The organism is Pseudomonas versuta (assembly GCF_001294575.1).
Taxonomy (GTDB): Bacteria; Pseudomonadota; Gammaproteobacteria; order Pseudomonadales; family Pseudomonadaceae; genus Aquipseudomonas; species Aquipseudomonas versuta.
The window spans coordinates 2,806,598-2,830,325 of the sequence record NZ_CP012676.1 but is presented as its reverse complement, the minus strand read 5'-3'; the positions used below and the strand labels follow the sequence as shown (position 1 = coordinate 2,830,325).

Here is a 23,728-nt window from a genome sequence, read left to right as displayed (position 1 = left end):
TTGGATATGAGCAAGGCAGCGGCACAACAGAGCAGCGAAGATCCGATCCTGCAATGGGTCACCTTCAAGCTGGACAACGAGACCTACGGCATCAACGTGATGCAGGTGCAGGAAGTGCTGCGTTACACCGAAATCGCTCCGGTTCCCGGTGCGCCGTCCTACGTGCTGGGCATCATTAACCTGCGCGGCAATGTGGTAACCGTGATCGACACGCGTCAGCGTTTTGGCTTGCATAACGCAGAGATCACCGACAACTCGCGCATCGTCATCATTGAAGCCGACAAGCAAGTGGTCGGGATTCTGGTCGACAGCGTGGCGGAAGTGGTTTACCTGCGTCAGTCGGAAATCGAAACGGCGCCTAATGTAGGCAACGACGAATCGGCCAAATTCATCCAGGGCGTGTGCAACAAGAACGGCGAACTGCTGATTCTGGTTGAGCTGGACAAGATGATGACCGAAGAAGAATGGTCGGACCTGGAGAACATCTGATTGATCCTTGAGGCGGCGGTAATCGTCCTGGGCTTGCTTTGGGCTGCGACATTGTGGGTGTTAGTGACCCACATCCGCCGCCAGCGCGCGAGTGCCGCGCAGCAGGCGAGGGCGGACGAACTGCGTGACCGGCGCCTCAGGGAACTGACACGGCGCCTGGACACCTACCAGAACGGCAATGTGCAGATGGGAGAAGATCTGCACGAACTGCGTGCCGTGGTTGCGCCGTTGCCCGAGAAACTGACTCAACTTGAACAGCGCGATCCCACCAGCCTGTCGTTCAACCAGGCCGCGCGTCTGGTGGGCATGGGCGCCAGCGTTGACGAATTGACCCAGTCCTGCGGCCTGACCCAGGCCGAGGCCGAGTTGATGAGCAAAATGCACAAAGGCTAACCCCCACACGACTGCACCTCCTGCATGGTGTGCCTTGCGGCGCGGAGGGTGAGGGCTGCGATCTGCCTTGTCCCCCGCATCTGTGCACTGCACAACCCTGTAGGAGCGAGCTTGCTCGCGAGCTCTTGGTGTTTCGTTTAAAAGCTCGCGAGACAAGCTCGCTCCTACAAGTGTGGTTGCAACTTCCTGCATGGGGGGCCTTGTGACCTGGCTTATTTTGGCGGGGTTATATCCCGCTCCACCGGCCCGGCATCGGGATCAAACCCCTCCGGGAACTTGCCTTTGAGCTGCCAGGCAAAGGCGATGATTTGCGCCAGTGTCCGGTACAACTCCTGCGGGATGCTGTCCCCCAGCTCCATGCGCGCCAATACCTTCACCAGCTCGGCATTTTCATAAATCGGTACTTCGTACTCGCGGGCCAGTTTGAGAATGGCTTCGGCCAGTTCATCGTCACCTTTGGCGGTGAGGGTGGGCGCTTGTTTGCCGTCGTACTTGAGTGCAATCGCCTGGCGCGGCTCGGGTTGTCTGTTCATGCGGTTTCGTCGACCCAGCGTTGTTCCAGTGGGGTGTGGCCACCTTGCGGCGGGATGCCCTGGTGGCAATCGAGATCGGTCACGCTTAGCCCGGCATCGTTCAGGCGCTGGCGTAATACGCCCAACTGGCTGGCGATCAGCTCTGCGGTGCAAGCCCGTTGCGCCCAGAGCTGGCCCGACAGGTTGCCGCGTAGCAATTGCGCCTGCACATGCAAGGGCCCCAGCGGCGTCAGGTCGAAGGCCAGTTCTACCCGCCACAGCTGATCTTTGACTCCGCGGCTTTCGGCGGTGTCCTGGGGTTCTCGCTCGCTCGGTTCTTCACGCTGGAATTTGATCTGCAGCGGCACTATGTCGTGGGCGTTGCGCATGGGTATTTCCAATTGCCAGGTGGTCAGCAGATTGCCATCCGCGGTACGTCCACTTTGCTCCAGGCTGGACAGTTGATGACTTTGCAGCCGCGAAATGGCTGCCGCTGCAAGCTTTAAAAGGTTTTCCAGGCTGTCTTCGCCTTCGCCACCGGGCAGACCACGCTGGGGCAGGGGAAAGCCGCCTGTCTGGGGTTTGGCGCTGACCTGGCCGAGCATCCCCAGCGCATTGCGTACAAAGTTCGGCATGGCCTGGGCCTGGGTGCTCGCGGCCATGCCGGGGTTGAAACCGGTGTTGGCCGGCAAGCCGGGCAGGATCTGTGCAATCAGGCGCAGCAATGTAGCTTTCATGTCCGCAGGCAACGCCTGGGTCTGGCCGTTCAGCAGCCTGGCCTCCAAAAAAGCGCCGCTGTTGAGTAAGGCCGTTCCTAATGTTGCGGGGTTGCCCAGTTGTGCTGGCGTGGGCAAGCCGGCCAGCAGCTTGTCGATGGAGGCGCGCAATTCGTCGGGCATGCTGTTGCTGGCCGGGAGTCTTTGCAGGGCGTTGAGCAGACCTTCCAGTGACGCCTGGCGGCTCTGCTGCAGGGCCAGTTGTTGCGCCACTGCCAGTTGATCCTGGCGACCGCTCAGGGGGACGAAGTTCAGGGTCTGTGCATCCTGCACCCGGGCACTCAGCAAACTGCCGACGCGCAAGGGTTGCGGGCTATCCAGAGTCAGGGTGCTGGCGCTCAAGGCACTGTTGAGCAACGTGACCAGTGAGCGATAGACCGAGGGCTGGCCAGCGGTCTGTGCCAGCACCTGGCTGCTCAACACTTTGCCTTGCAGCAGCGTGCCTGCCGGCAACTGTTGCGGATCAAGGCGGGTGAGGCTGGCCACGCCGCTGCTCAGGGCTTGCTGCAGGCTGATCGCCAGACTGCCGGGGGCCGGCTGGGTCACAGCCAGAAAGGTGCCCAGGGGCAGGGGTTGGGCACTGCTGACTTGCACGTTAGTCTGGCGCCCGCTATCGAGGGTCAGCCGGAGTAGCAACTGGAAGGCCGCATCCCCCTGTTTAAGGGATAACACTTGCGCCTGCGCACTTTGGCCGGGGCCGATCAGGCCTGCCAGAGGCTGCAGCAATTTGAGCGTTTCACCGCCCGCAACGCCAGGACGTACGCCGGTCGGCGCAGCGGGCAGGACGGGTGGAATTGTCATGTCGCCTTTCATCGTTACAGCCTGTCGAAATTGGCATCTTTGGAGTAAGGCATGGCATGTATAATGCGGCCCCGTCGTTCAGAGCGCGTGAAAATATCGCGATTGTTTGACCCAGCTCTCTGAAACAGGTCGCCAATGCATTTATCCTGCATCTTTTTAACGGCCGCGCCTCAGCCGACTTGAACCGTGAAGGCCTCAATTACGTGACCAGCCCTCTTTTAGAAGCCGTAGCACTCGGCTGTGAGCGCGACTGGCGGATGCTGTTCGAGAATCTCGAACTGCGACTGGCCAGCAGCGACATGCTACAAATCAGTGGCCCCAACGGTAGCGGCAAAACCAGCCTGTTGCGTTTGTTGGCGGGCCTGATGCAGCCGACGGCGGGTGAAGTGCGGCTCAATGGCCTGCCGCTGAACGAGCAGCGAGCGCAATTGGCCAGCCAACTGCTTTGGATCGGCCACGCTGCCGGGATCAAGGATTTACTCACCGCAGAAGAGAACCTCAGCTGGCTTTGCGCCCTGCATCGCCCGGCCTCGCGTGACGCCATCTGGGCAGCGCTGGCGGCGGTGGGGCTCAAAGGTTTTGAAGATGTGCCGTGCCACACCTTGTCGGCCGGTCAGCAGCGCCGCGTGGCGCTGGCCCGGCTGCATCTGGACAGTGCGCCGTTGTGGATTCTCGATGAGCCGTTTACCGCACTCGATAAACAGGGTGTGGCCGAGTTCGAAGAACATCTGGCCCGCCACTGTGAACGCGGTGGCATGGTGGTGCTTACCACCCATCACACCTTGACCCGGATGCCGGCCGGTTACCGCAATATCGACCTGGGGCAGTGGGCTGTATGAGTGTATTTGCGACCCTGGTAGCACGTGAAGCGCGTTTGCTGTTTCGCCGTCCGGCAGAGCTTGCCAACCCGTTGGTGTTCTTCGCGATTGTGATCGCCATGTTCCCGTTGGCGGTCGGACCCGAGACTCAGTTGTTACAAACCTTGTCTCCCGGCTTGCTCTGGGTGGCGGCCCTGTTATCGGTTTTGCTCTCGCTGGACGGGCTTTTCCGCAGTGATTTCGAGGACGGATCGCTGGAGCAGTGGGTCCTTTCGTCGCACCCCCTGCCTCTACTGGTGTTGGCCAAAGTGCTGGCACACTGGGCGTTTTCCGGCCTGGCACTGGTAATCCTGTCGCCGCTGCTGGCCTTGATGCTGGGGTTGCCGGTGGCTTGCCTGCCGGTGCTGTTGCTGTCCCTGTTGCTGGGTACGCCGGTCCTGAGCCTGCTCGGGGCTGTCGGCGCGGCACTGACCGTGGGTCTCAAGCGTGGCGGCCTGCTGCTGGCCCTGTTGATTCTGCCTTTATATATCCCGGTGCTGATTCTCGGCAGCGGCGCGTTGCAGGCGGCCTTGCAAGGTATGCCTGCAACGGGTTATCTGCTCTGGCTTGCCAGTCTGACCGCCCTGGCAGTAACCCTGACACCTTTTGCTATAGCTGCCGGCCTGAAAATCAGCGTTGGCGAATAATGAGGTCTGGCCCTACAGGGCCAGTAAAGACCCTGGCTTTGATAACGACCCGTACCGGGCGTGTCCAAGCACCGTGATGGAAACAGCGTGATGAACTGGACTTGGTTTCACAAACTCGGCTCGCCCAAATGGTTCTATGCCATCAGCGGGCGCCTGCTGCCCTGGTTAAGCATTGGCGCCGCAGTGCTGATTACCTGCGGGGTCGTCTGGGGCCTGGCGTTTGCGCCGCCCGACTACCAGCAGGGCAATAGCTTCCGGATCATTTATATCCATGTGCCGGCGGCGATGCTGGCGCAGTCCTGCTACGTGATGCTGGCGGTGTGCGGCGTGGTTGGCCTGGTCTGGAAGATGAAAATTGCCGACGTGGCCCTGCAATGCGCCGCCCCCATCGGTGCCTGGATGACCGCCGTGGCGCTGATCACCGGTGCGATCTGGGGCAAGCCGACCTGGGGCTCGTGGTGGGTGTGGGATGCACGCCTGACTTCGATGCTGATCCTGTTGTTTCTGTACTTCGGGCTGATAGCCCTGGGCAATGCCATCACCAATCGCGACAGTGCGGCCAAGGCCTGCGCGGTACTGGCCATTGTCGGCGTGATCAATATCCCGATCATCAAATACTCGGTCGAGTGGTGGAACACCCTGCACCAGGGCGCGACCTTCACTCTGACCGAAAAACCGGCCATGCCGATGGAGATGTGGCTGCCATTGCTCTTGATGGTGCTGGGCTTTTATTGCTTCTTTGGCGCCGTGCTGTTGCTGCGCATGCGTCTCGAAGTACTCAAACGCGAGGCCCGCAGTAGCTGGGTCAAGGCCCAGGTATTGAAAGCGCTGGAGGGTGGGCGATGAGTTTTGCGTCTTTCGGCGACTTTATCGCCATGGGCCATCACGCTGTGTATGTCTGGTCGGCCTATGGCATTTGCCTGGCAGTGCTGGCGTTGAACGTGGCGCTGCCGATTGCGGCGCGCCGGCGTTATCTGCAACATGAGGCGCGACGTCTGCGCCGGGAGAACTCGAAGTGAATCCGCTGCGCAAAAAACGTTTGATCATCATCCTGGCAATTCTGGTGGGGGTGGGCATTGCCGTTGCCCTTGCCTTGAGTGCCCTGCAGCAGAACATCAACCTGTTCTATACCCCGACCCAGATCGCCAATGGCGAAGCGCCACTGGATACCCGCATCCGTGCCGGTGGCATGGTCGAAGCCGGTTCGCTGAAACGCTCGGGCGACTCGCTGGACGTGCAGTTCGTCGTCACCGATTTCAATAAGTCCGTGACCATCACTTACCGCGGCATCCTGCCGGATCTGTTCCGCGAAGGACAAGGCATCGTCGCCCTGGGCAAGCTCAACGCCCAGGGTGTGGTCGTAGCTGACGAAGTGCTGGCTAAACACGATGAAAAATACATGCCGCCCGAAGTGACCAAGGCGCTGAATGAGAGTGGCCAGTCCGCGCCTGTACCGGCTAAAGAGGGTTAAGTGATGACGTTTGGACTGTTTATTCCGGAATTAGGCCAGCTGGCCATGATTCTGGCCCTGTGCTTTGCCATCGTGCAGGCCATCGTGCCGCTGCTGGGTGCCTGGCGCGGCGACAAGTTGTGGATGAGCCTGGCGCAACCTGCCGCCTGGGGTCAGTTTGCCTTCTTGCTGTTTTCGTTCGGCTGCCTGACCTATGCCTTTATGAGCGATGACTTCTCGGTGGCGTACGTAGCCAGCAACTCCAACAGTGCGCTGCCCTGGTACTACAAGTTCAGCGCCGTGTGGGGCGCCCACGAAGGTTCGTTGCTGTTGTGGGCGATGATCCTGGGCGGCTGGACCTTTGCCGTGTCGATCTTCTCGCGCCAGTTGCCGCAAGTGATGCTCGCGCGGGTACTCGCCATCATGGGCATGATCAGCATCGGCTTCCTGCTCTTCCTGATCATGACTTCGAACCCGTTCGTACGTCTGCTTCCGCAAATTCCTGCTAACGGCAATGACCTTAACCCGCTGCTGCAAGACATCGGTCTGATCGTTCACCCGCCGATGCTGTACATGGGCTATGTCGGTTTCTCGGTGGCCTTTGCCTTCGCTATTGCCGCCTTGCTTGGCGGTCGGCTGGATGCGGCCTGGGCACGCTGGTCGCGCCCGTGGACCATCGTTGCCTGGGCTTTTCTCGGTATCGGTATCACCCTGGGTTCGTGGTGGGCTTACTACGAACTTGGCTGGGGCGGCTGGTGGTTCTGGGACCCGGTTGAAAATGCCTCGTTCATGCCGTGGCTGGTGGGCACTGCGCTGATTCACTCGCTGGCCGTGACCGAAAAACGCGGTGTGTTCAAAAGCTGGACCGTGTTGCTGGCGATTGCCGCCTTTTCGTTGAGCCTGCTGGGGACGTTCCTGGTGCGGTCCGGCGTACTGACGTCGGTTCACGCGTTCGCCTCCGACCCCGAGCGCGGGGTGTTCATCCTGATTTTCCTGCTGTTTGTAGTGGGCGGTTCGTTGACCCTGTTTGCCCTGCGCGCACCGGTGGTTAAAAGCCACGTCAGTTTCAAGCTGTGGTCACGCGAAACCTTGCTGCTGGGCAACAACCTGGTGCTGGTGGTGGCTGCATCGATGATTCTGCTGGGCACCTTGTATCCGCTGATTCTGGACGCCATCAGTGGCGCCAAGATGTCGGTCGGCCCGCCGTATTTCAACGCCATGTTCATTCCGCTGATGGGCTTGCTGATGGTGGTAATGGCAGTCGGCATGCTGGTGCGCTGGAAAGACACCCCGGTCAAATGGCTGTTGAGCATGCTGACCCCGGTCCTGCTGGGCAGCGCGGCATTGGCAGCGATTGCCGGCCTGGCCTATGGCGACTTCAACTGGGCGGTACTCACCACCTTTATGCTGGCAGCCTGGGTGCTGCTGGCCGGGGTGCGCGACATTGGTGACAAAACCCGTCACAAAGGCCTGATCAAAGGCATGCGCAGCCTGACCCGCAGCTACTGGGGCATGCAACTTGCCCACCTGGGGATCGCGGTCTGTGCCCTGGGCGTGGTGCTGTCGAGCCAGAACAGTGCCGAGCGCGATTTGCGCCTGGCGCCGGGCGAGTCGATGGAGCTGGGTGGTTATCACTTCATTTTTGAAGGTGCCAAGCATTATCAGGGCCCTAACTTCACATCAGACAAAGGCACCGTGCGGGTGGTCCGGAACGGCAAGGAAGTCAGCGTGCTGCACCCGGAAAAACGCCTGTACACGGTACAGAACTCAATGATGACCGAAGCCGGGATCGACGCCGGTTTTACCCGTGACCTCTACGTGGCACTGGGTGAACCGCTGGATAACGGTGCATGGGCCGTGAGGGTACATGTCAAACCGTTCGTGCGCTGGATCTGGTTCGGCGGCCTGCTCACCGGTCTGGGCGGTTTGCTGGCCGCCATGGACCGGCGTTATCGGGTCAAGGTTAAAAGCCGCGTGCGTGACGCATTGGGCATGACAGGAGCCACCGTATGAAGCGCTGGTTGATGCTGGTTCCGCTGGCCGTGTTCCTGGGCATGGCGTGGTTTCTCTATAAAGGCCTGTACCTGGATCCCACCGAGCTGCCCTCGGCAATGATCGACAAACCGTTCCCGGCGTTCAGCCTGCCTTCGGTGGAGGGAGACAAGACCCTGACCGAGGCCGACCTCAAGGGCAAACCTGCGCTGGTCAACGTGTGGGCCACCTGGTGCATTTCGTGCCGGGTCGAGCACCCGGTGCTGACCAAACTGGCCGAGCAGGGCGTGGTGATTTACGGCGTCAACTACAAGGACGTGAATGCCGACGCGAAAAAATGGCTCAAGGATTTTCACAATCCCTACCAACTGGATGTCAACGATGCAGACGGCTCGCTGGGCCTGAACCTCGGCGTATACGGTGCGCCAGAGACCTTCCTGATCGACAGCAAGGGCATCATTCGCCACAAGTTTGTCGGCGTGATCGATGAAACCGTGTGGCGCGAACAACTGGCCAGCCGCTATCAGGCGCTGGTCGATGAGGCCAGGCCATGAAGCGCTGGTTAGCAGCAGTCACTCTGGGCCTGGCCCTGAGTGACGTGGCCCACGCGGCTATCGATACCTATGAGTTTGCCAATGACGCCGAACGCGCGCGTTTTCGCGAGCTGACCCAGGAACTGCGCTGCCCCAAGTGCCAGAATCAGGACATTGCCGATTCCAATGCACCGATCGCCACTGATCTGCGGCGCGAGATCTACCGCATGCTGGGCGAGGGCAAGGACAATCAGCAGATCCTCGATTTCATGGTCGCGCGCTATGGCGATTTCGTGCTCTACAAGCCGGCCCTGACCAGCAAGACCGCCGTGCTCTGGTTTGGCCCGTTCGCCTTGTTGCTTGGCGGCCTGGTGCTGATCGGCGTGATTGTCGGACGCCGTCGCCGTACCCCGCAGGCTGCAGGCTCGGACACACTTTCCGTCGAGGAGCGTCAGCGCCTCGACACTTTGCTGGATAAAACCAAAGATGATTGATTTCTGGCTCGCAGCAGGCTTGATGCTGCTCATTGCCCTCAGTTTTTTATTGATTCCGGTACTGCGCGGGCGCCGTGCCCAGCGTGAGGAAGACCGTACCGCGCTCAATGTTGCGTTGTATCAGGAACGCCTGGCCGAGTTGCAGGAGCAGCTTGAGGAAGGGGTCTTGAGCCCTGAGCAGCTTGAAACCGGGCGCGCCGAAGCCGCCCGCGAATTGTTGGCAGATACCGAAGGCGTGGCCCCGGCGCGGGTTTCCAGCCTGGGTAAAGCGTTGCCCTTGCTGGCGGCGATCATGGTTCCGGTATTGGGTCTGGGCCTGTATCTGCATTACGGCTCCAGCGACAAGGTCGAGCTGACCACCGAGTTTTCTCAGCCGCCGCAATCCCTTGAAGAAATGGTCGCGCGTCTGGAGCGAGCGGCGGTGGCGCAGCCGGACTCGGCCGAGGGTTTGTATTTCCTGGGGCGTGCCTATATGGCGCAAAACCGTCCGGGCGACGCGGCGAAGATGTTCGAGCGCACCGTGGGCCTGGCTGGCCGTCAGCCGGAGTTGCTGGGCCAGTGGGCCCAGGCGCAGTACTTTGCCGATGACAAGCAGTGGAGCGACAAGACCCAGGCGCTGACCGACGAAGCCCTGAAGGCCGATCCGAAAGAAGTCACCAGCCTCGGCCTGCTGGGCATCGCGGCCTTTGAAGGCAAGCGTTACCAGGAGGCCATCACCTACTGGCAGCGCCTGCTGAACGAGTTGCCGGAGGGCGACAAGTCCCGTGAAGCGCTTGAAGGTGGCATCGAACGTGCCCGCCAGCAGTTGCTGGCCAGCGGTGGCAAAGTCGAAGAGGCCCCTGTGGCCAAGGCCCAGGCCTCGATCAAGGTCAGTGTCGATCTGGCTGATGCAATCAAGGCCCAGGTCTTGCCGGGTGACAGCGTGTTCATCTTTGCCCGCGCCGTATCGGGGCCACCGGCACCGTTGGCGGTCAAGCGCGTAACCGTGGCCGACCTGCCGATCACCGTTGAACTGGGCGATACCGACGCAATGATGGCGCAATTGAAACTGTCCAACTTTCCTGAAGTCCAACTGATGGCACGCATTTCCCGCGCCGGTCAGCCAACCGCCGGTGAGTGGGTAGGGCGTGGCAAACCGCTGTCCAGCAGCACCCGGGAGCTGCAACAGCTGACCATCGACAGCCCGGACAAATAACCGGGAACCTGTAGGAGCGAGTCTGCTCGCGAGCCTTTCAAAGCGGCAACGAAAAGCTCGCGAGCAAGCTCGCTCCTACGGGGCAATCAACGACAAGAGAATTCTCCATGGCCGTCCTTGTACGTATCACTGTACTCAGTCTGGTTTTAGGCCTCAGCGCCTGTGCGGTTCATCAGCCTTATGAACCGTCAACGCCGTCAGCGCCGGTACCCCAGCCGTCGACGCAGCCTTCGGGCCAGCCGCTGCCGCAAATGCCCATCCCCAAGCCGCCCAAGCCTGTGCCACGGACCTCGGCCACCTTCGCGCCACCACCCGGAGGCCCTAGCCATTGGGATGCGCGCATGGGTGTCTATGTACTGGATGACCAGACCAATATCTTCTACCGCCAGCGCGCCTACTATCGTTGGGACAATGGCTGGAGCCGTGCAGTCAGCCCCAACGGCCCGTGGGAGGAGACCGACACCAGTGGTGTTCCGCCTGGGTTGAGCCGGCAGTTCAAGTGATTTAAAAAACGGCGACCCTCAGGTCGCCGTTTGTGTTCGTGGGACTGCAACCAGCAATCCCCGCCCCAAGGCTGTATAGTCCTTGGCTGTTCGTGTCGGGCCTTGTGCCTTTGATACCGACTCATCTTCCGGCAACTGCCGGCCATTGCTGCAAGCACAAGGTTCAACGTGCTGGCGCACGCTTTACCTTCGGACCTGGGTCGCCCTTTGCGTCCCGTCCCTTGTCAGCCTTCATGAAAACACCCCAGCGGACCGCTGTCCGTCGCTGCCTGCCTGTCAGGAAACCCGGGTTGTTTTGCGCCTGCCTTTATTGGCCTTTCGTTGCGACTGTGACGACTGTGGCGCACATAAAAAGGAGAAAGGAATGTTTCAACTTTCCACCCCCACCGTGTTGCTGCTTCTGTTCTGTTTCTATGGCCTGACCTTTCTGGTGTCGTTGCGCGTTGGACGCAAGGACGAAAACGTCGACGGCTATATGGTCTCCAATAACTCGATTGGCTTCGGCATGGCCGCTGCCAGCATGACCGCCACCTGGATCTGGGCGGCGTCGTTCTATGCCGCTGCCAGCTCCGGCTACAAGTTCGGTCTTTCGGGCGCTCTGCATTACGGCTTCTGGGGGGCGTTGATGATTCTGTTTATCTACCCCTTCGGCCGGCGTTTTCGCGAGCTGGCACCCAAGGCCCATACCCTGGCGGAAATCATGCACGCCCGGCACGGGCGCTCCAGCCAGATGATCCTGGCGGGCTCCAACATTGTCGGGAGCATGATCAGCCTGATGGTCAACTTCACCGCTGCCGGCGCGCTGGTGGCCGTGCTGTCGCCGTTGAGCTTTATCCACGGGGTCTTGATCGCTGGCTGCGGGATACTGGGCTACACCATCTGGTCGGGTTTTCGCTCTTCGGTACTGACGGATTTCGGTCAGCTGATTGCCATGATCTTCGCGGCCGTGGTGATTATTCCGATTATTTTCTTCCAGCTCGGGGGGCCGGAATTATTTGCCCAGGGCATGCCGAACATTTCCGCCGAACAGGCGAGCTTTTACTCGAAAACCGCGATTCTGGAACAGGGTGCACCGTATTTTGTCGCGGTGCTGGCGTACGCCATTGGCAACCAGACCATCGCCCAGCGTCTGTTTGCGGTGCGTGAAGACCTGATGAAGTCGACCTTTGTCACGGCCACCATCGGCTATGCCTCGATTGTCATCGGCCTTGGCATGCTGGGCTTTTTGGCATTGCTGGCTGGGGTGCAACCGGTGGACGGGGACCTTAACAACCTGATCCCGCAAATGGCCTCGACCTATTTGCCGCCGTTTGCTGTCGGGCTGTTTTTTATCATGGTGATCGGCTCGTTGTCCTCGACCGCCGATTCGGATCTGTCGGCCTTGTCGGCGCTGGTGATGACTGACGTGTATGGCAAAAACCTGGCCAAGGGCAAACCCGATCCCAAGACCATGCTGTTCGTCGGGCGCATGACCATGGTGGTGGCGACGATGCTCGCGGTGGTTTTCGCCAGCCTCAAGCTGGACATCCTGACCATGCTGATTTTTGTCGGCGCACTGTGGGGCGCCATCGTGTTTCCGGTTATCGCCAGCCTGTACTGGGGGCGCATTACCAATGCCGCGTTTACCAGTGCAGCCATTGCCGGTTTTGTCATGTTCCTGGTGGCGCGCTTCGAGCTGCTCGAGCTGCAAGGCGTGGTTGCACTGTTCTTCGAGTTGTTTGCATCGGTCGGTGGCGGGGTCGTCATAGGTTTGATGGCCTTCGGGTTCTTCGGCCGCAAAGTCGGCTTCACTCTGGGCGGGCTTGCCTTCCTGGTGCTTGCACCCTTTGCCTTCGGCTTTTTGCGCGATTACCCGGTACTGCTCAGCTCGCTCACCGCCTATGGCATCAGCACCGTGGTGTGTGTGCTGGTGAGTTTGATGTCCAACCAACGCTTTGATTTTGACTGCATCAATGAGCGCGTGGTGGCCTTCCACAACGCTGACCCCCAAGCATCCGACACACCCGTGATTGAACAAGGAGACTCCCCATGTCCAGCTACGCGTTAACCCTTTATGTCTTGATCTGGCCGCTGATCGCGGCGGGCGTGATGATCACCCTTTGTATCAGCGTGTACCGCGATATGCGCAAGGCCAAACGTGACGGTACGGACCTGGTGTAAACCGGTCCGTGGCGGGCAAGCGCCATGTGCTTGCCCGCCCGCGGTTTAGAACGCTGCCTTGCCGACCGATGCGCCGCCATCGACAAACAGGGTCTGGCCGGTGATGAAGCCGCTGTTCTCTGAAAGCAGGAAAGCAATCGCCGAGGCGATTTCCTCGGGCTGTCCCAGACGTGCCATCGGCACCCCGGCCAGATAGCGGGCTTCGCCTGCCGAGCCCGGCGGGTTATTGGCGCGGAACAGTTCGGTTTCGGTGGGGCCGGGGGCGACGGCGTTCACGGTAATCCCGGTTTGTGCCAGTTCCAGCGCCCAGGAGCGGGTGAAGCTGACCAGTGCGGCTTTAGCGGCGGCATAGGCGGTTCGTTGAGCGATACCCAGCACCGTCAGGCTGGAAATATTTACAATCCGGCCCCAGCCCCGGGCACGCATGCCAGGCAGCAACGCCTGGGTGGCTTGCAACGCCGAATGCAGGTTGACCCGCATCACGTCATCAAACGCATCCAGATCGATCTCCCCCAATGCCTGAGGGCGAACCAGCCCGACGTTATTGACCAGCCCGTCAAACGCAAAGCGTTCGCTCAGTTCCTTGAGCACCTGTGCGCTGCGTTCGCGGTCAGCCAGGTCCAGCGCCACCAGGGTGCCGGGAAAGGTTGGATCATCGGCATTGCGGGCGATGCCCACCACGTTGTGCCCGGCCTGTGCGAGAAAGGTGGCCAGCGCGCGGCCGATGCCTTTGCTGGCACCGGTGATGAGGAAGGTACGTGCAGTCATGCTGTGCTCCTGAGTTAGATCTGCAGCGATGATACGGGTTTGCCATTGACCCTGCAGGAGCGAGCTTGCTGGCGAGCTTTGTGTTGCGGCGTGTAAAAGCTCGCCAGCAAGCTCGCTCCTACAGGGCGGGGGGCCATGTTAGGCTGCGGTTTACTCGAAAACAGGAGGTCGCAGTGAGCCAATTTGAATTCAAACAAGTGGATGTTTTCAGCACGGTTGCCCTCAAAGGTAACCCGGTAGCAGTGGTGTTGAACGCAGACAGTCTGACCGATCAGCAAATGGCTGACTTCGCGCGCTGGACCAACCTCAGTGAAACCACGTTCGTCCTCAAACCACAAAACCCGGAGGCCGATTACCGCCTGCGAATTTTCACCACCCTGCGGGAGCTGCCCTTCGCCGGGCACCCGACCCTGGGCAGTTGCCATGCCTGGCTGGAAGCCGGCGGCAAGCCGCGGGGTGAAGAAATCATCCAGGAATGCGCCGTGGGCCTGATCCGGGTCCGTCGTCAGAATGGCCAGCTCGCTTTCACGGCACCGCCTCTGCTGCGCGACGAAGCCCTGGATGACGAACTCTTGCAAGGGATCTGCAAGGGCCTGGGGATCGAAACCCAGGCGGTGGTGCAGGCGCGCTGGATCGATAATGGTCCCGGCTGGCTGGCGTTGCTGCTGCGTGACCGCGAACAGGTGCTGGCGCTGAAGCCGGACTTTTCACAGTTGCACAATCGGGTGGTCGGCGTAGTCGCCCCGTGGAACCCCGAGCGCGATGGCACGCAGGCGCAATTTGAAGTGCGAGCCTTCGTTGCTGGCGACGGCATGTCCGAAGATCCGGTGACTGGCAGCCTCAATGCCGGGCTGGCGCAATGGTTGATTGCCGAGGGTATTGCCCCGTCGCGCTATGTGGCCAGCCAGGGCACGGCCATGGGCCGCGAAGGGCGAGTATCGATTGAGAAAGTCGGCGACGATATCTGGGTCGGCGGCGCCGCAGTGACCTGTATTAACGGCTCCCTGACGCTTTGACCGACAGCCTCTGGCTCAAGTGCTTTTAGCTTTTACCGCCCGTTTTGGCTTTGCCTTGGCGGGCGGCCCCTTACGCTTTTTCTTCCACGCCGGGGCAGTGCCCGCCGGGCTGGCGGGGCCGCTGATGGTCATGGTCATGCCACTGCAGCGGGCGATATGTTTGCTCATCCACGCCGCCTGCTTGGCGACGAAGGTTTCCAGGGTCATCTCGCCGCTTTGCACCATGTCCAGCGCTTGCTCCCAGATGGCCGTGGTGCCGGGGTCGGCGATGGCGCGGGGCACCGCGTCGATCAGGCTGAAGGCCGGTGCAGTGGCGGCCAGCGCCTTGCCGTTCTTGATCAGGTAGCCACGATCCAGCAGGCCCTGAATGATCCCGGCGCGGGTGGCCTCGGTGCCGATGCCGGTGGTGTCCTTGAGCTTTTGTTTGAGCAGCGGGTCCTGCACCAGTTTGGCGACGTTTTTCATCGCCTTGATCAGGTCGCCTTCGGTGAAAGGCTTGGGTGGCTGGGTCCACAGGTCTTTGAGGTGGACGTTGGCAATCGCGCAGTCCAGGCCCTCGCGCAGGATCGGCAAGGGTTGCGGGGCGGGGGCTTCGCGGCCCTTGGCCGGCGCGAGGGCTTCGGGCAGGGCGCGTTTCCAGCCGGGTTCGACAATTTGCTTGCCCACGGCGCGCAGGGCCTGGCCGGCGCAATCGAAGTCAGCCTGGGTGCGGTCGTATTCGTGGTTGGGCAGGAACTGCGCCAGATAGCGTGCGCGAATCAGGGTATACACCGCCCGGTGCTTGCCTGTCAGGCGTTCCAGATTTTTCGCCGCCGCCGTGGGAATGATGCCGTGGTGGGCACTGACTTTGGCGTCGTTCCAGGCCCGGGAGCGGCGTTGCGGGTCGAGGTGTCCGGCCAGCGGTGCCAGTGACGGGTCGGCTTGCTGCAGGGCCGCCAGAATAGATGCTGCTTCGCTGTGCTGGCTTTGCGGCAGGTAGCCACAGTCGCTGCGCGGGTAGGTGACGACCTTGTAGGTTTCGTACAGCGCCTGGGCGATGTCCAGGGTTTCCTGGGCGCCGAGGCCGAGCTTTTTCGAACACACTTCTTGCAGCGTGCCGAGGTCGAATGGCAGTGGTGCGACTTCACGCATGCGTTCGGTACGCAGCTTGCTCACCCGGGCACTGCCGGCGCTGTTGATGGCGTTGGCGGCCTGTTGTGCATGGGCCTGATTGAGGCAGCGATCCTGATCGTCGCAGGTGTCGGGATCGGCCCGCCACTGCGCAGTAAACAGCTGGCAGTCGTGTTTGAGCTGCACGTCTATGGCCCAGTACGCCACGGGCACAAAGTCGCTGATGCTGCGATCGCGGTCGACCACCAGGCGCAGGGTCGGGGTTTGTACCCGGCCCACCGGCAGTACGCCCTGATAGCCGGACTGGCGCCCGAGCAGGGTGAACAGGCGGCTCATGTTCATCCCGATCAGCCAGTCGGCCCGCGAGCGGCCCAGGGCCGAATGGTAGAGGTTGAAGGTCTCGCTGCCCGGCTTGAGGGCAGCCAGGGCCTTACGAATGGACGCGTCATCCAGGGCTGACAGCCACAAGCGCTGGATCGGCCCGCGGTAGCGGCAGTGTTCGACCAGTTCACGGGCGATCATTTCGCCTTCGCGATCGGCGTCGGTGGCGATCACCAGTTCGCTGGCTTCACCGAGCAGGCGCTTGACGGCCTTGAACTGGCTGGCGGTTTTGGGTTTGACGCGCATTTTCCACTTTTCGGGAATGATCGGCAGGTCAGCCAGCACCCAGCGCTTGTAGCGCTCGTCGTAGGCATCGGGCGGGGCGGTTTCGAGCAAGTGGCCAATGCACCAGGTAACGGTGACAGCGGGGCCCACCCAGCAGCCATCACCGCGTCGGCTGGCACCGAGCACGGCAGCAATATCTTTGGCCTGGGAAGGTTTTTCACACAGAAACAGCCGCATAGCTCCACTCATTCATCATGCCGCGCAGAAGGTGCACAGCATGGCAGAGAATGGCTGAAGGGCAACTGTTTTTACTGTGTTTTTGTACAGCTGTGGTATGGGCGCGAACCCGCCTGTAGGAGCGAGCTTGCTCGCGAGCTTTTTCAACGCAGTAACTAAGAGCTCGCGAGCAAGCTCGCTCCTACAGACAAGATTGCTCCTGCTGGAGTGGGTGGGGGTTATTGACCGTTGTAGATCTGGTCGAACACGCCGCCGTCGTTGAAGTACTTTTTCTGCACGTCGCGCCAGTCGCCGAAGGTTTTTTCAACCGACAGGAAATCGACTTTCGGGAAACGGTCGTCGTACTTGGCCAGTACTGCCTTGTCCCGTGGACGCAGGTAGTTTTTAGCCGCAATTTCCTGGCCTTCTGGCGACCACAGGTACTTCAGGTACTCTTCGGCCGTTGCGCGGGTGCCTTTTTTGTCCACCACCTTGTCGACGACGGTCACTGGTGGCTCGGCTTCGGCCGATACGCTCGGGTAGATCACTTCGAACTGGTCGCGACCAAATTCACGGGCAATCATTTCAGCTTCGTTTTCGAAGGTCACCAGTACGTCGCCGATCTGGTTGGTCATAAAGGTGGTGGTGGCTGCACGGCCGCCGGTGTCCAGCACAGGGGCTTGCTTGAACAGTTTGCCGACGAACTCTTTGGCCTTGGTTTCATCGCCGCCGTTTTTCAGCACGTAGCCCCAGGCCGAGAGGAAGGTGTAGCGCCCGTTACCCGAGGTTTTCGGGTTGGGTACTATCACTTGCACGCCGTCCTTGAGCAGGTCCGGCCAGTCTTTCAGGGCTTTGGGGTTGCCCTTGCGCACGATAAACACGGTGGCGGAAGTGAAGGGTGCGCTGTTGTCCGGCAGGCGGGTGACCCAGTTTTGCGGGACCAGTTGGCCGTTGTCCGCCAGGGCGTTGATGTCGGTGGCCATGTTCATGGTTATCACGTCAGCCGGCAGGCCATCAATCACCGATCGGGCCTGTTTGCTCGAACCGCCGAAGGACATTTGCACATTGAGCTTGTTGCCATGCTCGGCCTCCCAGTGTTTCTGGAAGGCGGCGTTGTAGTCCTTGTAGAAGTCGCGCATTACGTCGTAGGACACGTTTAGCAACGGCGGCGGGGTGGCTGCATGAGCAATGCTGCCAAGGGCCAGGCCGGCGGCCAGGATTGATGCACTAAAAAGTTTTTTCACTGCGCATTCCTTGTTATAGGGAGCAATAGGGGCAAATTGCCAGCGACTATAGTCGCTGGCGTATAGTCCTTAAAAGATTTAAAAGTGCTTTGGTTATGCATTTTTAGTAAAGAGTGCGTTGCCACAGCGCGAACAAAATGAGGCGGACTGTTCGTGACGTTGTTTCTTGCATGCAGGGCAGTCGTGCTCCAGTTGCTCGCCGCGCATGGCGTTGGCCAGCTCGGCGGTAAAGATACCGGTGGGCACGGCGATGATCGAGTAACCCGTGATCATGACCATGGCCGAAATGATTCGTCCGAGCACCGTTTGCGGCACGATGTCACCGTAGCCCACAGTGGTCAGCGTCACGATCGCCCAGTAGATACTCACCGGGATACTGGTAAAGCCGTTTTCCGGGCCTTCAACGACATACATCAAGGTGCCGAACACGGTGACCAGCGTCGATACGCCGACCAGAAATACGATGATTTTCTGTTTGCTGCCCCGCAGGGCCGAGAGCAGGTAATTGGCCTGGCTCAGATACGGCACCAGTTTGAGCACCCGGAAGATGCGCAGCATGCGGATGATGCGGATAATCAGCAGGTACTGCGCGTCGCTGTAATAAATCGCCAGGATGCCAGGCACGATCGCCAGCAAGTCCACCAGCCCATAGAAGCTGAAGGCGTAACGCAGGGGTTTGGGGGAGCAATACAGGCGCAGGCCGTACTCCACCGCAAACACAAAAGTGAAACCCCACTCGATGTAGGCCAGCAGGTCGGCGTAGTCACGGTGAATGCTGTCGATACTGTCCAGCACCACCACCACCAGGCTGCACAGGATGATCAGCAGCAGTGTGGTATCAAAGCGCCGGCCGGCCGGCGTGTCGGCCTGAAAGACCATGACGTACAGGCGTTGACGCCAATCCTTGTTATTCATGTAGGTTGCTCGAGCCCCAAATGACGGAAGGTTCAAGGATTAACGCTCAATGCGCAACCTGCATTGCTCTTCGGATTCCGGCGCGGCGGGTCTGAGTACCCGCACACTGGCATGCACCAGCCAGCAGGCGAGAATAAACGGTGCGGTTAACAGTGGCAGCCCCAGGGCAATAAAGCCGGGTGTCAGCACCAGAGTGACGACGATGCCGATCAATGGCAGCCAGGTCCGACGTCGCTGCTGGCTCAGCGCCAGGGCGGCCAGTACCGGGTTGTAGCCGGCAAGCCCGCTGAGCGCCGCGCTCGTTTCCTGTTGATACAGACTGAATAAAAGACCTGCCAGCGACCCCGTCAGTGCCCAGGCTGCGGTACGCCAGCTGCTCAGCCACAAGCCGGTCACAATCAGCAGCCCGGCCAAGGGATGCGGCAGCAACATGACCTGACCGACGCCTTTGAATACGGCCTGAAGCAGCGTCAGGCTATTCATTAGCGTGTCGGGGTTCAGGGGCCGCGCCGCAGTCGTGTTGAGATGCAGCACAACCCAGCCCATGCCGACAAAGGGCGCGGTGTAGGCCAACAGACTTTGCCCGTCTGCCGTACGTTTTAGCCACTGGTGAATCAGCATGGTACTCAAGCCGGCACTGGCGATGATCAGCAGCGGCAGGAGGGCTGACCACTGCAGCTGATGGCTGAGCAACATCCCCAGCAGAATGCCGTTGTAACTGTAGAGGCCTGCCTGGCGTTCGGCCTTGGGGTAGCCGCGGCGCTGGGCGGTCAAGAGTCCGCTGACTCCTCCCAGCAACGCGCCACTGAGCAGGCCCGGTGCGCTGATCAAAATCGCCAGCAAGCACAAGACTCCGCACAGCGGGTGGCGCTGCAAGAAGATCTGGCTGAAGCCCGCGCACAGGGCGGTGGCCCAGTCTGGGCAAGCGGGACTGAGAGCGGGTGAGCTCATGATGAGTTCCGTGGCACGCGCGCGTGCGGGTAGTCGCTGACGAGGAACGAAGGCTGCGAGCTCTTAGCGGTCAGCTCTTAGCTCTTAGCGGTTAACCGCTAACTAACCGCTACCGTGAACCGCCCTTTAACCGCCAGGCGCGGTCCTGCGGCCCGCATCGCAGCCTTCGTGCCTGGTCAGCGACTACCGTGGTTCAGGGTTATTTGTCGCGGATCGAAAAGTTGGCCATGTGTTCCAGGCCTTTGATCAGTGCCGAGTGATCCCAGTTACTGCCACCCAGGGCGGCGCAGGTGCTGAACACTTGTTGCGCATTGGCGGTATTGGGCAGGTTGATCCCCAGTTCGCGGGCTCCGGCCAGTGCCAGGTTGAGGTCTTTCTGGTGCAGGCTGATGCGGAATCCCGGATCGAAAGTGCCTTTGATCATGCGCTCGCCATGCACTTCGAGGATCTTCGAGGAGGCAAAACCGCCCATCAGCGCTTCACGAACCTTGGCCGGGTCAGCGCCGTTTTTGGCCGCAAACACCAGTGCTTCAGCCACCGCCTGAATGTTCAGCGCGACGATGATCTGGTTCGCCACTTTGGCGGTTTGACCGTCGCCGTTGCCGCCGACCAGGGTGATGTTTTTGCCCATGCTTTGCAGCAGCGCCAGGGCGCGGGCGTAGGTGGTTTCATCGCCGCCGACCATGATGCTCAAGGTGCCGGCCTTGGCCCCGACTTCACCACCGGAGACCGGGGCGTCGAGGTATTGCGCGCCCTTGGCATTGATCTTTGCAGCGAAGGCCTTGGTGGCGGTGGGGGAGATCGAGCTCATGTCGATCACCACTTTGTTCGGGCTCAGGCCGCCAGCGATGCCGTCCTCACTGAACAGCACGTCTTCGACCTGCGGGGTGTCCGGGACCATGACGATGATGAACTCGGCCTCTTGGGCAACTTCTCGCGGGCTGGCCAAGGCAATCGCGCCAGCGGCCACCAGGTCGGCAGGCGCCGCGCCGTGGTGGGTCGACAGGAACAGGCTGTGCCCGGCCTTTTGCAGGTTGCTGGCCATGGGGGAGCCCATGATGCCGGTGCCGATAAATCCGATTTTAGCCATGACAAATCCTCTTGTTGTTATTGGGTGCCTGGTCTGTAGTCGCTGCCGCAGGCTGCGATAAGGGCCGCAGGACCTTCGCTTTTAAAGCACGACCGCTCCGCGCTCGATCGCAGCCTTTGGCAGCGACTACAAGTTTTGCATTCCGTTAAACCGCGTTGTGGGTTTTGAGCCACGCCAGACCGGCTTCGGTGCTGGTCAGCGGCTTGTATTCGCAACCCACCCAGCCTTGATAGCCAATACGGTCCAGGTGGTCGAACAGGTAGCGATAATTGATCTCGCCGGTGCCGGGCTCGTGGCGCCCCGGGTTGTCGGCCAGCTGGATATGGTTGATCTGCGCCAGGTGCGATTGCATCGTGCGGGCCAGGTCACCTTCCATGATTTGCATGTGGTAGATGTCGTATTGCAGGAACAGGTTGGCACTGCCGACCTTGTCCTGAATGGCCAGTGCCTGCTTGGTGTTGTTCAGGTAGAAACCCGGGATGTCGAGGGTGTTGATCGACTCCATCACCAGCTTGATACCCACCGCCTGCAGCTTGTCGGCCGCGTACTTGAGGTTGCTGACCAGGGTTTTTTCAACCTCGGCCTCTGCCACGCCCTGGGGGCGGATCCCGGCCAGGCAGTTGATCTGGTCGTTGCCCAGTACTTGTGCGTAAGCGATGGCCAGGTCGACCCCGGCGCGGAACTCGGCGACCCGGTCAGGGAGGCAGGCAATGCCGCGCTCACCCTTGGCCCAGTCACCGGCCGGCAGGTTGAACAGCACCTGGGTCAACTTGTTGGCGTCGAGCTGGGCCTTGATCTCGGCCGAGCTGTAGTCGTAAGGAAACAGGTATTCAACGCCGTGGAAACCAGCATTGGCAGCCGCTTGAAAACGGACAAGGAAATCCTGTTCGGTGAACAGCATGGACAGGTTGGCGGCAAAACGCGGCATGGTGAACTCCTGTGAAAAGGGTTTGCCCCTCCCTGACGTGAGAGGGGCGCAGTCAGTCAATCAAGCATCGAAATGGCGGTCGGCGCGTCGTTGCCGACCAGCGCCAGGTCTTCAAACTCATTGACCGCGTTGATTTCGGTGCCCATCGAAATGTTGGTCACACGCTCCAGAATGATTTCCACCACCACCGGTACGCGGAACTCCTTGATCAGCTCTTGGGCCTTGCGCAGTGCCGGCTGGATTTGATTGGGTTCAAATACCCGCAGCGCCTTGCAGCCCAGACCCTCGGCGACGGCGACATGGTCGACGCCATAGCCGTTGAGCTCAGGTGCATTGAGGTTGTCGAAAGACAGCTGCACGCAGTAGTCCATTTCGAAGCCGCGCTGTGCCTGGCGTATCAGCCCCAGGTAGGAGTTGTTCACCACCACATGGATGTACGGCAAATTGAACTGGGCGCCGACGGCCAGCTCTTCGATCATGAACTGAAAGTCGTAGTCGCCGGACAGGGCCACGACATTGCGTTGCGGATCGGCCTTGACCACTCCCAGTGCTGCCGGAATGGTCCAGCCCAGCGGGCCTGCCTGGCCGCAGTTGATCCAGTGACGCGGTTTGTACACATGGAGGAATTGCGCACCGGCGATCTGCGATAAACCGATGGTGCTCACGTAGCAGGTGTCTTTGCCGAACACCTGGTTCATCTCTTCGTACACCCGTTGCGGTTTGACCGGCACGTTGTCGAAGTGGGTCTTGCGGTGCAGGGTGGCTTTGCGCTGCTGACAGTCTTGCAGCCAGGCGCTGCGGTTCTTCAGGGTGCCGGCGGCTTTCCATTCCCGGGCCACTTCAAGGAACACCTTGAGCGCAGCGCCGGCGTCGGAAACGATGCCCAGGTCGGGGGTAAATACCCGGCCAATCTGGGTCGGTTCAATGTCGACGTGGATAAATGTGCGGCCTTCGGTGTACACGTCGATCGAGCCGGTGTGACGGTTGGCCCAGCGGTTGCCGATGCCCAGCACCAGGTCGGATTTGAGCAGGGTGGCGTTGCCATAGCGATGGGAGGTTTGCAGCCCGACCATGCCCACCATCAGCGGGTGATCGTCAGCGATCGTGCCCCAGCCCATCAGGGTGGGAATCACCGGGATACCGGTCAGTTCGGCGAACTCCACCAGCAGATCGCTGGCATCAGCGTTGATCACGCCGCCACCACTGACCAGCAGCGGACGCTCGGCCTGGTTGAGCAGGTGCAAGGCTTTTTCGGCCTGGACCCGGGTCGCGGTCGGTCTGGACAGCGGCATCGGTTCGTAGGCATCGATATCGAATTCGATTTCAGCCATTTGCACATCAAACGGCAGGTCGATCAGCACCGGGCCGGGGCGTCCTGAGCGCATTTCGTAAAAGGCTTTCTGGAAGGCATAAGGCACCTGGCCCGGCTCCATGACTGTGGTTGCCCACTTGGTCACAGGCTTGACGATGCTGGTGATGTCGACGGCCTGGAAGTCTTCTTTATGCATGCGTGCCCTTGGTGCCTGGCCGGTGATGCACAGAATCGGGATCGAGTCGGCAGAGGCGCTGTACAGGCCGGTGACCATGTCGGTCCCGGCGGGGCCGGACGTGCCGATGCACACGCCGATGTTGCCGGCTTTGGTGCGGGTGTAACCCTCAGCCATGTGCGAGGCCCCTTCGACGTGGCGAGCAAGGACGTGATCGATGCCACCGACCTTTTGCAGGGCCGAGTACAGCGGATTGATCGCCGCGCCCGGGATACCGAATGCGGTATCGACACCTTCGCGACGCATCACCAGAACGGCGGCTTCGATTGCTCTCATTTTGCTCATCGTTTTGTGCCTCTTACGTTTTGTAATTGTATACAAGTGGCTGTTTGGCGAGTGTATTCATCCTCCGGTCTGCAGGTCAATGGCTTTTGTAGAATCAGTGTGCAATGGCTGATACCCCTTGTGTCAGGGCGGCAAGGCTAATGATTTAGGGTTTTTAATTTAAAAAATTGTATACAAATAAATTATTTATTGTGTTCTATTGTTTGTATTGAGCGCGCCTGAAATGGCGCGCGAATGGCTTTCCTATAAC

Annotated in this window: 25 protein-coding genes; 15 read left to right on the top strand and 10 right to left on the bottom strand. The window is 60.4% G+C overall.

What is annotated here, in order from left to right; translation table 11 throughout:
* Window positions 1-6: 6 nt before the first annotated feature.
* Both AOC04_RS12560 and AOC04_RS12555 read left to right on the top strand, forming a co-directional pair.
* Entirely contained in the window at window positions 7-489 is a 483-nt protein-coding gene (locus tag AOC04_RS12560) for a chemotaxis protein CheW (protein WP_060693821.1), read from the top strand.
* Window positions 490-882 (top strand): DUF2802 domain-containing protein, encoded by a 393-nt coding sequence (locus AOC04_RS12555; protein ID WP_060693819.1) that lies wholly within the window; start codon window positions 490-492, stop codon window positions 880-882. It begins immediately after the preceding gene.
* Between the two features lie 212 nt (window positions 883-1,094).
* On the opposite strand, the gene AOC04_RS12550 is transcribed toward AOC04_RS12555, so the two are convergent.
* Together AOC04_RS12550 and fliK are read right to left on the bottom strand one after the other, a co-directional pair.
* Entirely contained in the window at window positions 1,095-1,415 is a 321-nt protein-coding gene (locus AOC04_RS12550) for an EscU/YscU/HrcU family type III secretion system export apparatus switch protein (protein WP_060693816.1), read from the bottom strand.
* Window positions 1,412-2,983: a flagellar hook-length control protein FliK gene (gene fliK, locus AOC04_RS12545; RefSeq protein ID WP_060693814.1), complete on the bottom strand. Its 1,572-nt coding sequence runs from the start codon at window positions 2,981-2,983 to the stop codon at window positions 1,412-1,414. Before fliK ends, AOC04_RS12550 begins: the two co-directional genes overlap by 4 nt.
* Before the next feature lie 245 nt (window positions 2,984-3,228).
* Between fliK and ccmA the strand changes: the two genes are divergently transcribed.
* From ccmA to AOC04_RS24250, 12 genes are all read left to right on the top strand, one after another.
* Window positions 3,229-3,810, top strand: coding sequence for a cytochrome c biogenesis heme-transporting ATPase CcmA (ccmA, locus tag AOC04_RS12540; protein WP_237178950.1), 582 nt, complete (start codon window positions 3,229-3,231; stop codon window positions 3,808-3,810).
* The gene (ccmB, locus tag AOC04_RS12535) at window positions 3,807-4,475 is read left to right on the top strand and encodes a heme exporter protein CcmB (RefSeq protein WP_003441898.1); all 669 of its coding nucleotides are present in this window, start codon (window positions 3,807-3,809) and stop codon (window positions 4,473-4,475) included. The genes ccmA and ccmB overlap by 4 nt, the downstream gene beginning before the upstream one ends.
* Before the next feature lie 87 nt (window positions 4,476-4,562).
* Window positions 4,563-5,321 carry a heme ABC transporter permease gene (locus AOC04_RS12530; RefSeq protein ID WP_171970582.1) on the top strand — a complete coding sequence of 253 codons (759 nt, stop codon included), beginning with the start codon at window positions 4,563-4,565 and terminating at the stop codon, window positions 5,319-5,321.
* Window positions 5,318-5,494, top strand: coding sequence for a heme exporter protein CcmD (gene ccmD, locus AOC04_RS12525; RefSeq protein ID WP_060693810.1), 177 nt, complete (start codon window positions 5,318-5,320; stop codon window positions 5,492-5,494). The genes AOC04_RS12530 and ccmD overlap by 4 nt, the downstream gene beginning before the upstream one ends.
* The gene (gene ccmE, locus AOC04_RS12520; protein ID WP_060693808.1) at window positions 5,491-5,946 is read left to right on the top strand and encodes a cytochrome c maturation protein CcmE; all 456 of its coding nucleotides are present in this window, start codon (window positions 5,491-5,493) and stop codon (window positions 5,944-5,946) included. Before ccmD ends, ccmE begins: the two co-directional genes overlap by 4 nt.
* A 3-nt stretch (window positions 5,947-5,949) precedes the next feature.
* A complete protein-coding gene (locus AOC04_RS12515) occupies window positions 5,950-7,938 on the top strand; it encodes a heme lyase CcmF/NrfE family subunit (protein ID WP_060693806.1) in 1,989 nt (662 codons plus the stop codon).
* The gene (locus AOC04_RS12510) at window positions 7,935-8,471 is read left to right on the top strand and encodes a DsbE family thiol:disulfide interchange protein (protein ID WP_060693804.1); all 537 of its coding nucleotides are present in this window, start codon (window positions 7,935-7,937) and stop codon (window positions 8,469-8,471) included. Before AOC04_RS12515 ends, AOC04_RS12510 begins: the two co-directional genes overlap by 4 nt.
* Window positions 8,468-8,944: a cytochrome c-type biogenesis protein gene (locus tag AOC04_RS12505; RefSeq protein ID WP_060693803.1), complete on the top strand. Its 477-nt coding sequence runs from the start codon at window positions 8,468-8,470 to the stop codon at window positions 8,942-8,944. The genes AOC04_RS12510 and AOC04_RS12505 overlap by 4 nt, the downstream gene beginning before the upstream one ends.
* Complete coding sequence (gene ccmI / locus AOC04_RS12500; protein WP_060693801.1) at window positions 8,937-10,139, top strand: c-type cytochrome biogenesis protein CcmI; 1,203 nt, start codon at window positions 8,937-8,939, stop codon at window positions 10,137-10,139. Before AOC04_RS12505 ends, ccmI begins: the two co-directional genes overlap by 8 nt.
* 107 nt (window positions 10,140-10,246) lie before the next feature.
* Window positions 10,247-10,642: a hypothetical protein gene (locus AOC04_RS12495; protein ID WP_060693800.1), complete on the top strand. Its 396-nt coding sequence runs from the start codon at window positions 10,247-10,249 to the stop codon at window positions 10,640-10,642.
* 364 nt (window positions 10,643-11,006) lie between these two features.
* Window positions 11,007-12,689 (top strand): sodium:solute symporter family protein, encoded by a 1,683-nt coding sequence (locus AOC04_RS12490; protein ID WP_060693798.1) that lies wholly within the window; start codon window positions 11,007-11,009, stop codon window positions 12,687-12,689.
* Complete coding sequence (locus tag AOC04_RS24250) at window positions 12,671-12,802, top strand: putative transporter small subunit (RefSeq protein WP_216299878.1); 132 nt, start codon at window positions 12,671-12,673, stop codon at window positions 12,800-12,802. The genes AOC04_RS12490 and AOC04_RS24250 overlap by 19 nt, the downstream gene beginning before the upstream one ends.
* Window positions 12,803-12,847: 45 nt before the next feature.
* On the opposite strand, the gene AOC04_RS12485 is transcribed toward AOC04_RS24250, so the two are convergent.
* Window positions 12,848-13,570: an SDR family oxidoreductase gene (locus AOC04_RS12485; RefSeq protein ID WP_060693796.1), complete on the bottom strand. Its 723-nt coding sequence runs from the start codon at window positions 13,568-13,570 to the stop codon at window positions 12,848-12,850.
* Between the two features lie 173 nt (window positions 13,571-13,743).
* Here AOC04_RS12485 and AOC04_RS12480 point away from each other — a divergent pair, with 173 nt between their 5' ends.
* Window positions 13,744-14,586, top strand: a complete 843-nt coding sequence (locus AOC04_RS12480) for a PhzF family phenazine biosynthesis protein (protein ID WP_060693794.1) — start codon at window positions 13,744-13,746, stop codon at window positions 14,584-14,586.
* 15 nt (window positions 14,587-14,601) lie between these two features.
* Here AOC04_RS12480 and AOC04_RS12475 read toward each other — a convergent pair whose 3' ends face one another.
* From AOC04_RS12475 to gcl, 7 genes are all read right to left on the bottom strand, one after another.
* Window positions 14,602-16,539, bottom strand: a complete 1,938-nt coding sequence (locus AOC04_RS12475; RefSeq protein WP_060693791.1) for a DNA topoisomerase III — start codon at window positions 16,537-16,539, stop codon at window positions 14,602-14,604.
* Window positions 16,540-16,757: 218 nt separating this feature from the next.
* Window positions 16,758-17,762 (bottom strand): sulfate ABC transporter substrate-binding protein, encoded by a 1,005-nt coding sequence (locus AOC04_RS12470; protein WP_060693789.1) that lies wholly within the window; start codon window positions 17,760-17,762, stop codon window positions 16,758-16,760.
* A 93-nt stretch (window positions 17,763-17,855) separates the two neighbouring features.
* Entirely contained in the window at window positions 17,856-18,677 is an 822-nt protein-coding gene (locus AOC04_RS12465; protein ID WP_060693787.1) for an ion transporter, read from the bottom strand.
* 39 nt (window positions 18,678-18,716) lie between these two features.
* A complete protein-coding gene (locus AOC04_RS12460; protein WP_060693785.1) occupies window positions 18,717-19,628 on the bottom strand; it encodes an urea transporter in 912 nt (303 codons plus the stop codon).
* A gap of 199 nt (window positions 19,629-19,827) precedes the next feature.
* On the bottom strand, window positions 19,828-20,718 hold the full coding sequence (locus AOC04_RS12455; RefSeq protein ID WP_060693783.1) for a 2-hydroxy-3-oxopropionate reductase: 891 nt from the start codon (window positions 20,716-20,718) through the stop codon (window positions 19,828-19,830).
* A 145-nt stretch (window positions 20,719-20,863) separates the two neighbouring features.
* The gene (gene hyi / locus AOC04_RS12450) at window positions 20,864-21,646 is read right to left on the bottom strand and encodes a hydroxypyruvate isomerase (protein WP_060693781.1); all 783 of its coding nucleotides are present in this window, start codon (window positions 21,644-21,646) and stop codon (window positions 20,864-20,866) included.
* 56 nt (window positions 21,647-21,702) lie between these two features.
* Window positions 21,703-23,478, bottom strand: coding sequence for a glyoxylate carboligase (gene gcl / locus AOC04_RS12445; RefSeq protein ID WP_060693779.1), 1,776 nt, complete (start codon window positions 23,476-23,478; stop codon window positions 21,703-21,705).
* Window positions 23,479-23,728 lie beyond the last annotated feature (250 nt).

What these genes read in the sequence shown, in the direction of transcription:
- AOC04_RS12485 (WP_060693796.1), bottom strand. Translation starts at nt 13,570, where the DNA reads ATGACTGCACGTACCTTCCTCATCACCGGTGCCAGCAAAGGCATCGGC.
- gcl (WP_060693779.1), bottom strand. Translation starts at nt 23,478, where the DNA reads ATGAGCAAAATGAGAGCAATCGAAGCCGCCGTTCTGGTGATGCGTCGC.
- AOC04_RS12560 (WP_060693821.1), top strand. Translation starts at nt 7, where the DNA reads ATGAGCAAGGCAGCGGCACAACAGAGCAGCGAAGATCCGATCCTGCAA.
- AOC04_RS24250 (WP_216299878.1), top strand. Translation starts at nt 12,671, where the DNA reads ATGTCCAGCTACGCGTTAACCCTTTATGTCTTGATCTGGCCGCTGATC.
- AOC04_RS12505 (WP_060693803.1), top strand. Translation starts at nt 8,468, where the DNA reads ATGAAGCGCTGGTTAGCAGCAGTCACTCTGGGCCTGGCCCTGAGTGAC.
- ccmB (WP_003441898.1), top strand. Translation starts at nt 3,807, where the DNA reads ATGAGTGTATTTGCGACCCTGGTAGCACGTGAAGCGCGTTTGCTGTTT.
- ccmA (WP_237178950.1), top strand. Translation starts at nt 3,229, where the DNA reads ATGCTGTTCGAGAATCTCGAACTGCGACTGGCCAGCAGCGACATGCTA.
- AOC04_RS12465 (WP_060693787.1), bottom strand. Translation starts at nt 18,677, where the DNA reads ATGAATAACAAGGATTGGCGTCAACGCCTGTACGTCATGGTCTTTCAG.
- AOC04_RS12495 (WP_060693800.1), top strand. Translation starts at nt 10,247, where the DNA reads ATGGCCGTCCTTGTACGTATCACTGTACTCAGTCTGGTTTTAGGCCTC.
- AOC04_RS12510 (WP_060693804.1), top strand. Translation starts at nt 7,935, where the DNA reads ATGAAGCGCTGGTTGATGCTGGTTCCGCTGGCCGTGTTCCTGGGCATG.
- hyi (WP_060693781.1), bottom strand. Translation starts at nt 21,646, where the DNA reads ATGCCGCGTTTTGCCGCCAACCTGTCCATGCTGTTCACCGAACAGGAT.
- AOC04_RS12490 (WP_060693798.1), top strand. Translation starts at nt 11,007, where the DNA reads ATGTTTCAACTTTCCACCCCCACCGTGTTGCTGCTTCTGTTCTGTTTC.
- AOC04_RS12475 (WP_060693791.1), bottom strand. Translation starts at nt 16,539, where the DNA reads ATGCGGCTGTTTCTGTGTGAAAAACCTTCCCAGGCCAAAGATATTGCT.
- AOC04_RS12550 (WP_060693816.1), bottom strand. Translation starts at nt 1,415, where the DNA reads ATGAACAGACAACCCGAGCCGCGCCAGGCGATTGCACTCAAGTACGAC.
- ccmI (WP_060693801.1), top strand. Translation starts at nt 8,937, where the DNA reads ATGATTGATTTCTGGCTCGCAGCAGGCTTGATGCTGCTCATTGCCCTC.
- AOC04_RS12460 (WP_060693785.1), bottom strand. Translation starts at nt 19,628, where the DNA reads ATGAGCTCACCCGCTCTCAGTCCCGCTTGCCCAGACTGGGCCACCGCC.
- AOC04_RS12455 (WP_060693783.1), bottom strand. Translation starts at nt 20,718, where the DNA reads ATGGCTAAAATCGGATTTATCGGCACCGGCATCATGGGCTCCCCCATG.
- ccmD (WP_060693810.1), top strand. Translation starts at nt 5,318, where the DNA reads ATGAGTTTTGCGTCTTTCGGCGACTTTATCGCCATGGGCCATCACGCT.
- AOC04_RS12515 (WP_060693806.1), top strand. Translation starts at nt 5,950, where the DNA reads ATGACGTTTGGACTGTTTATTCCGGAATTAGGCCAGCTGGCCATGATT.
- fliK (WP_060693814.1), bottom strand. Translation starts at nt 2,983, where the DNA reads ATGAAAGGCGACATGACAATTCCACCCGTCCTGCCCGCTGCGCCGACC.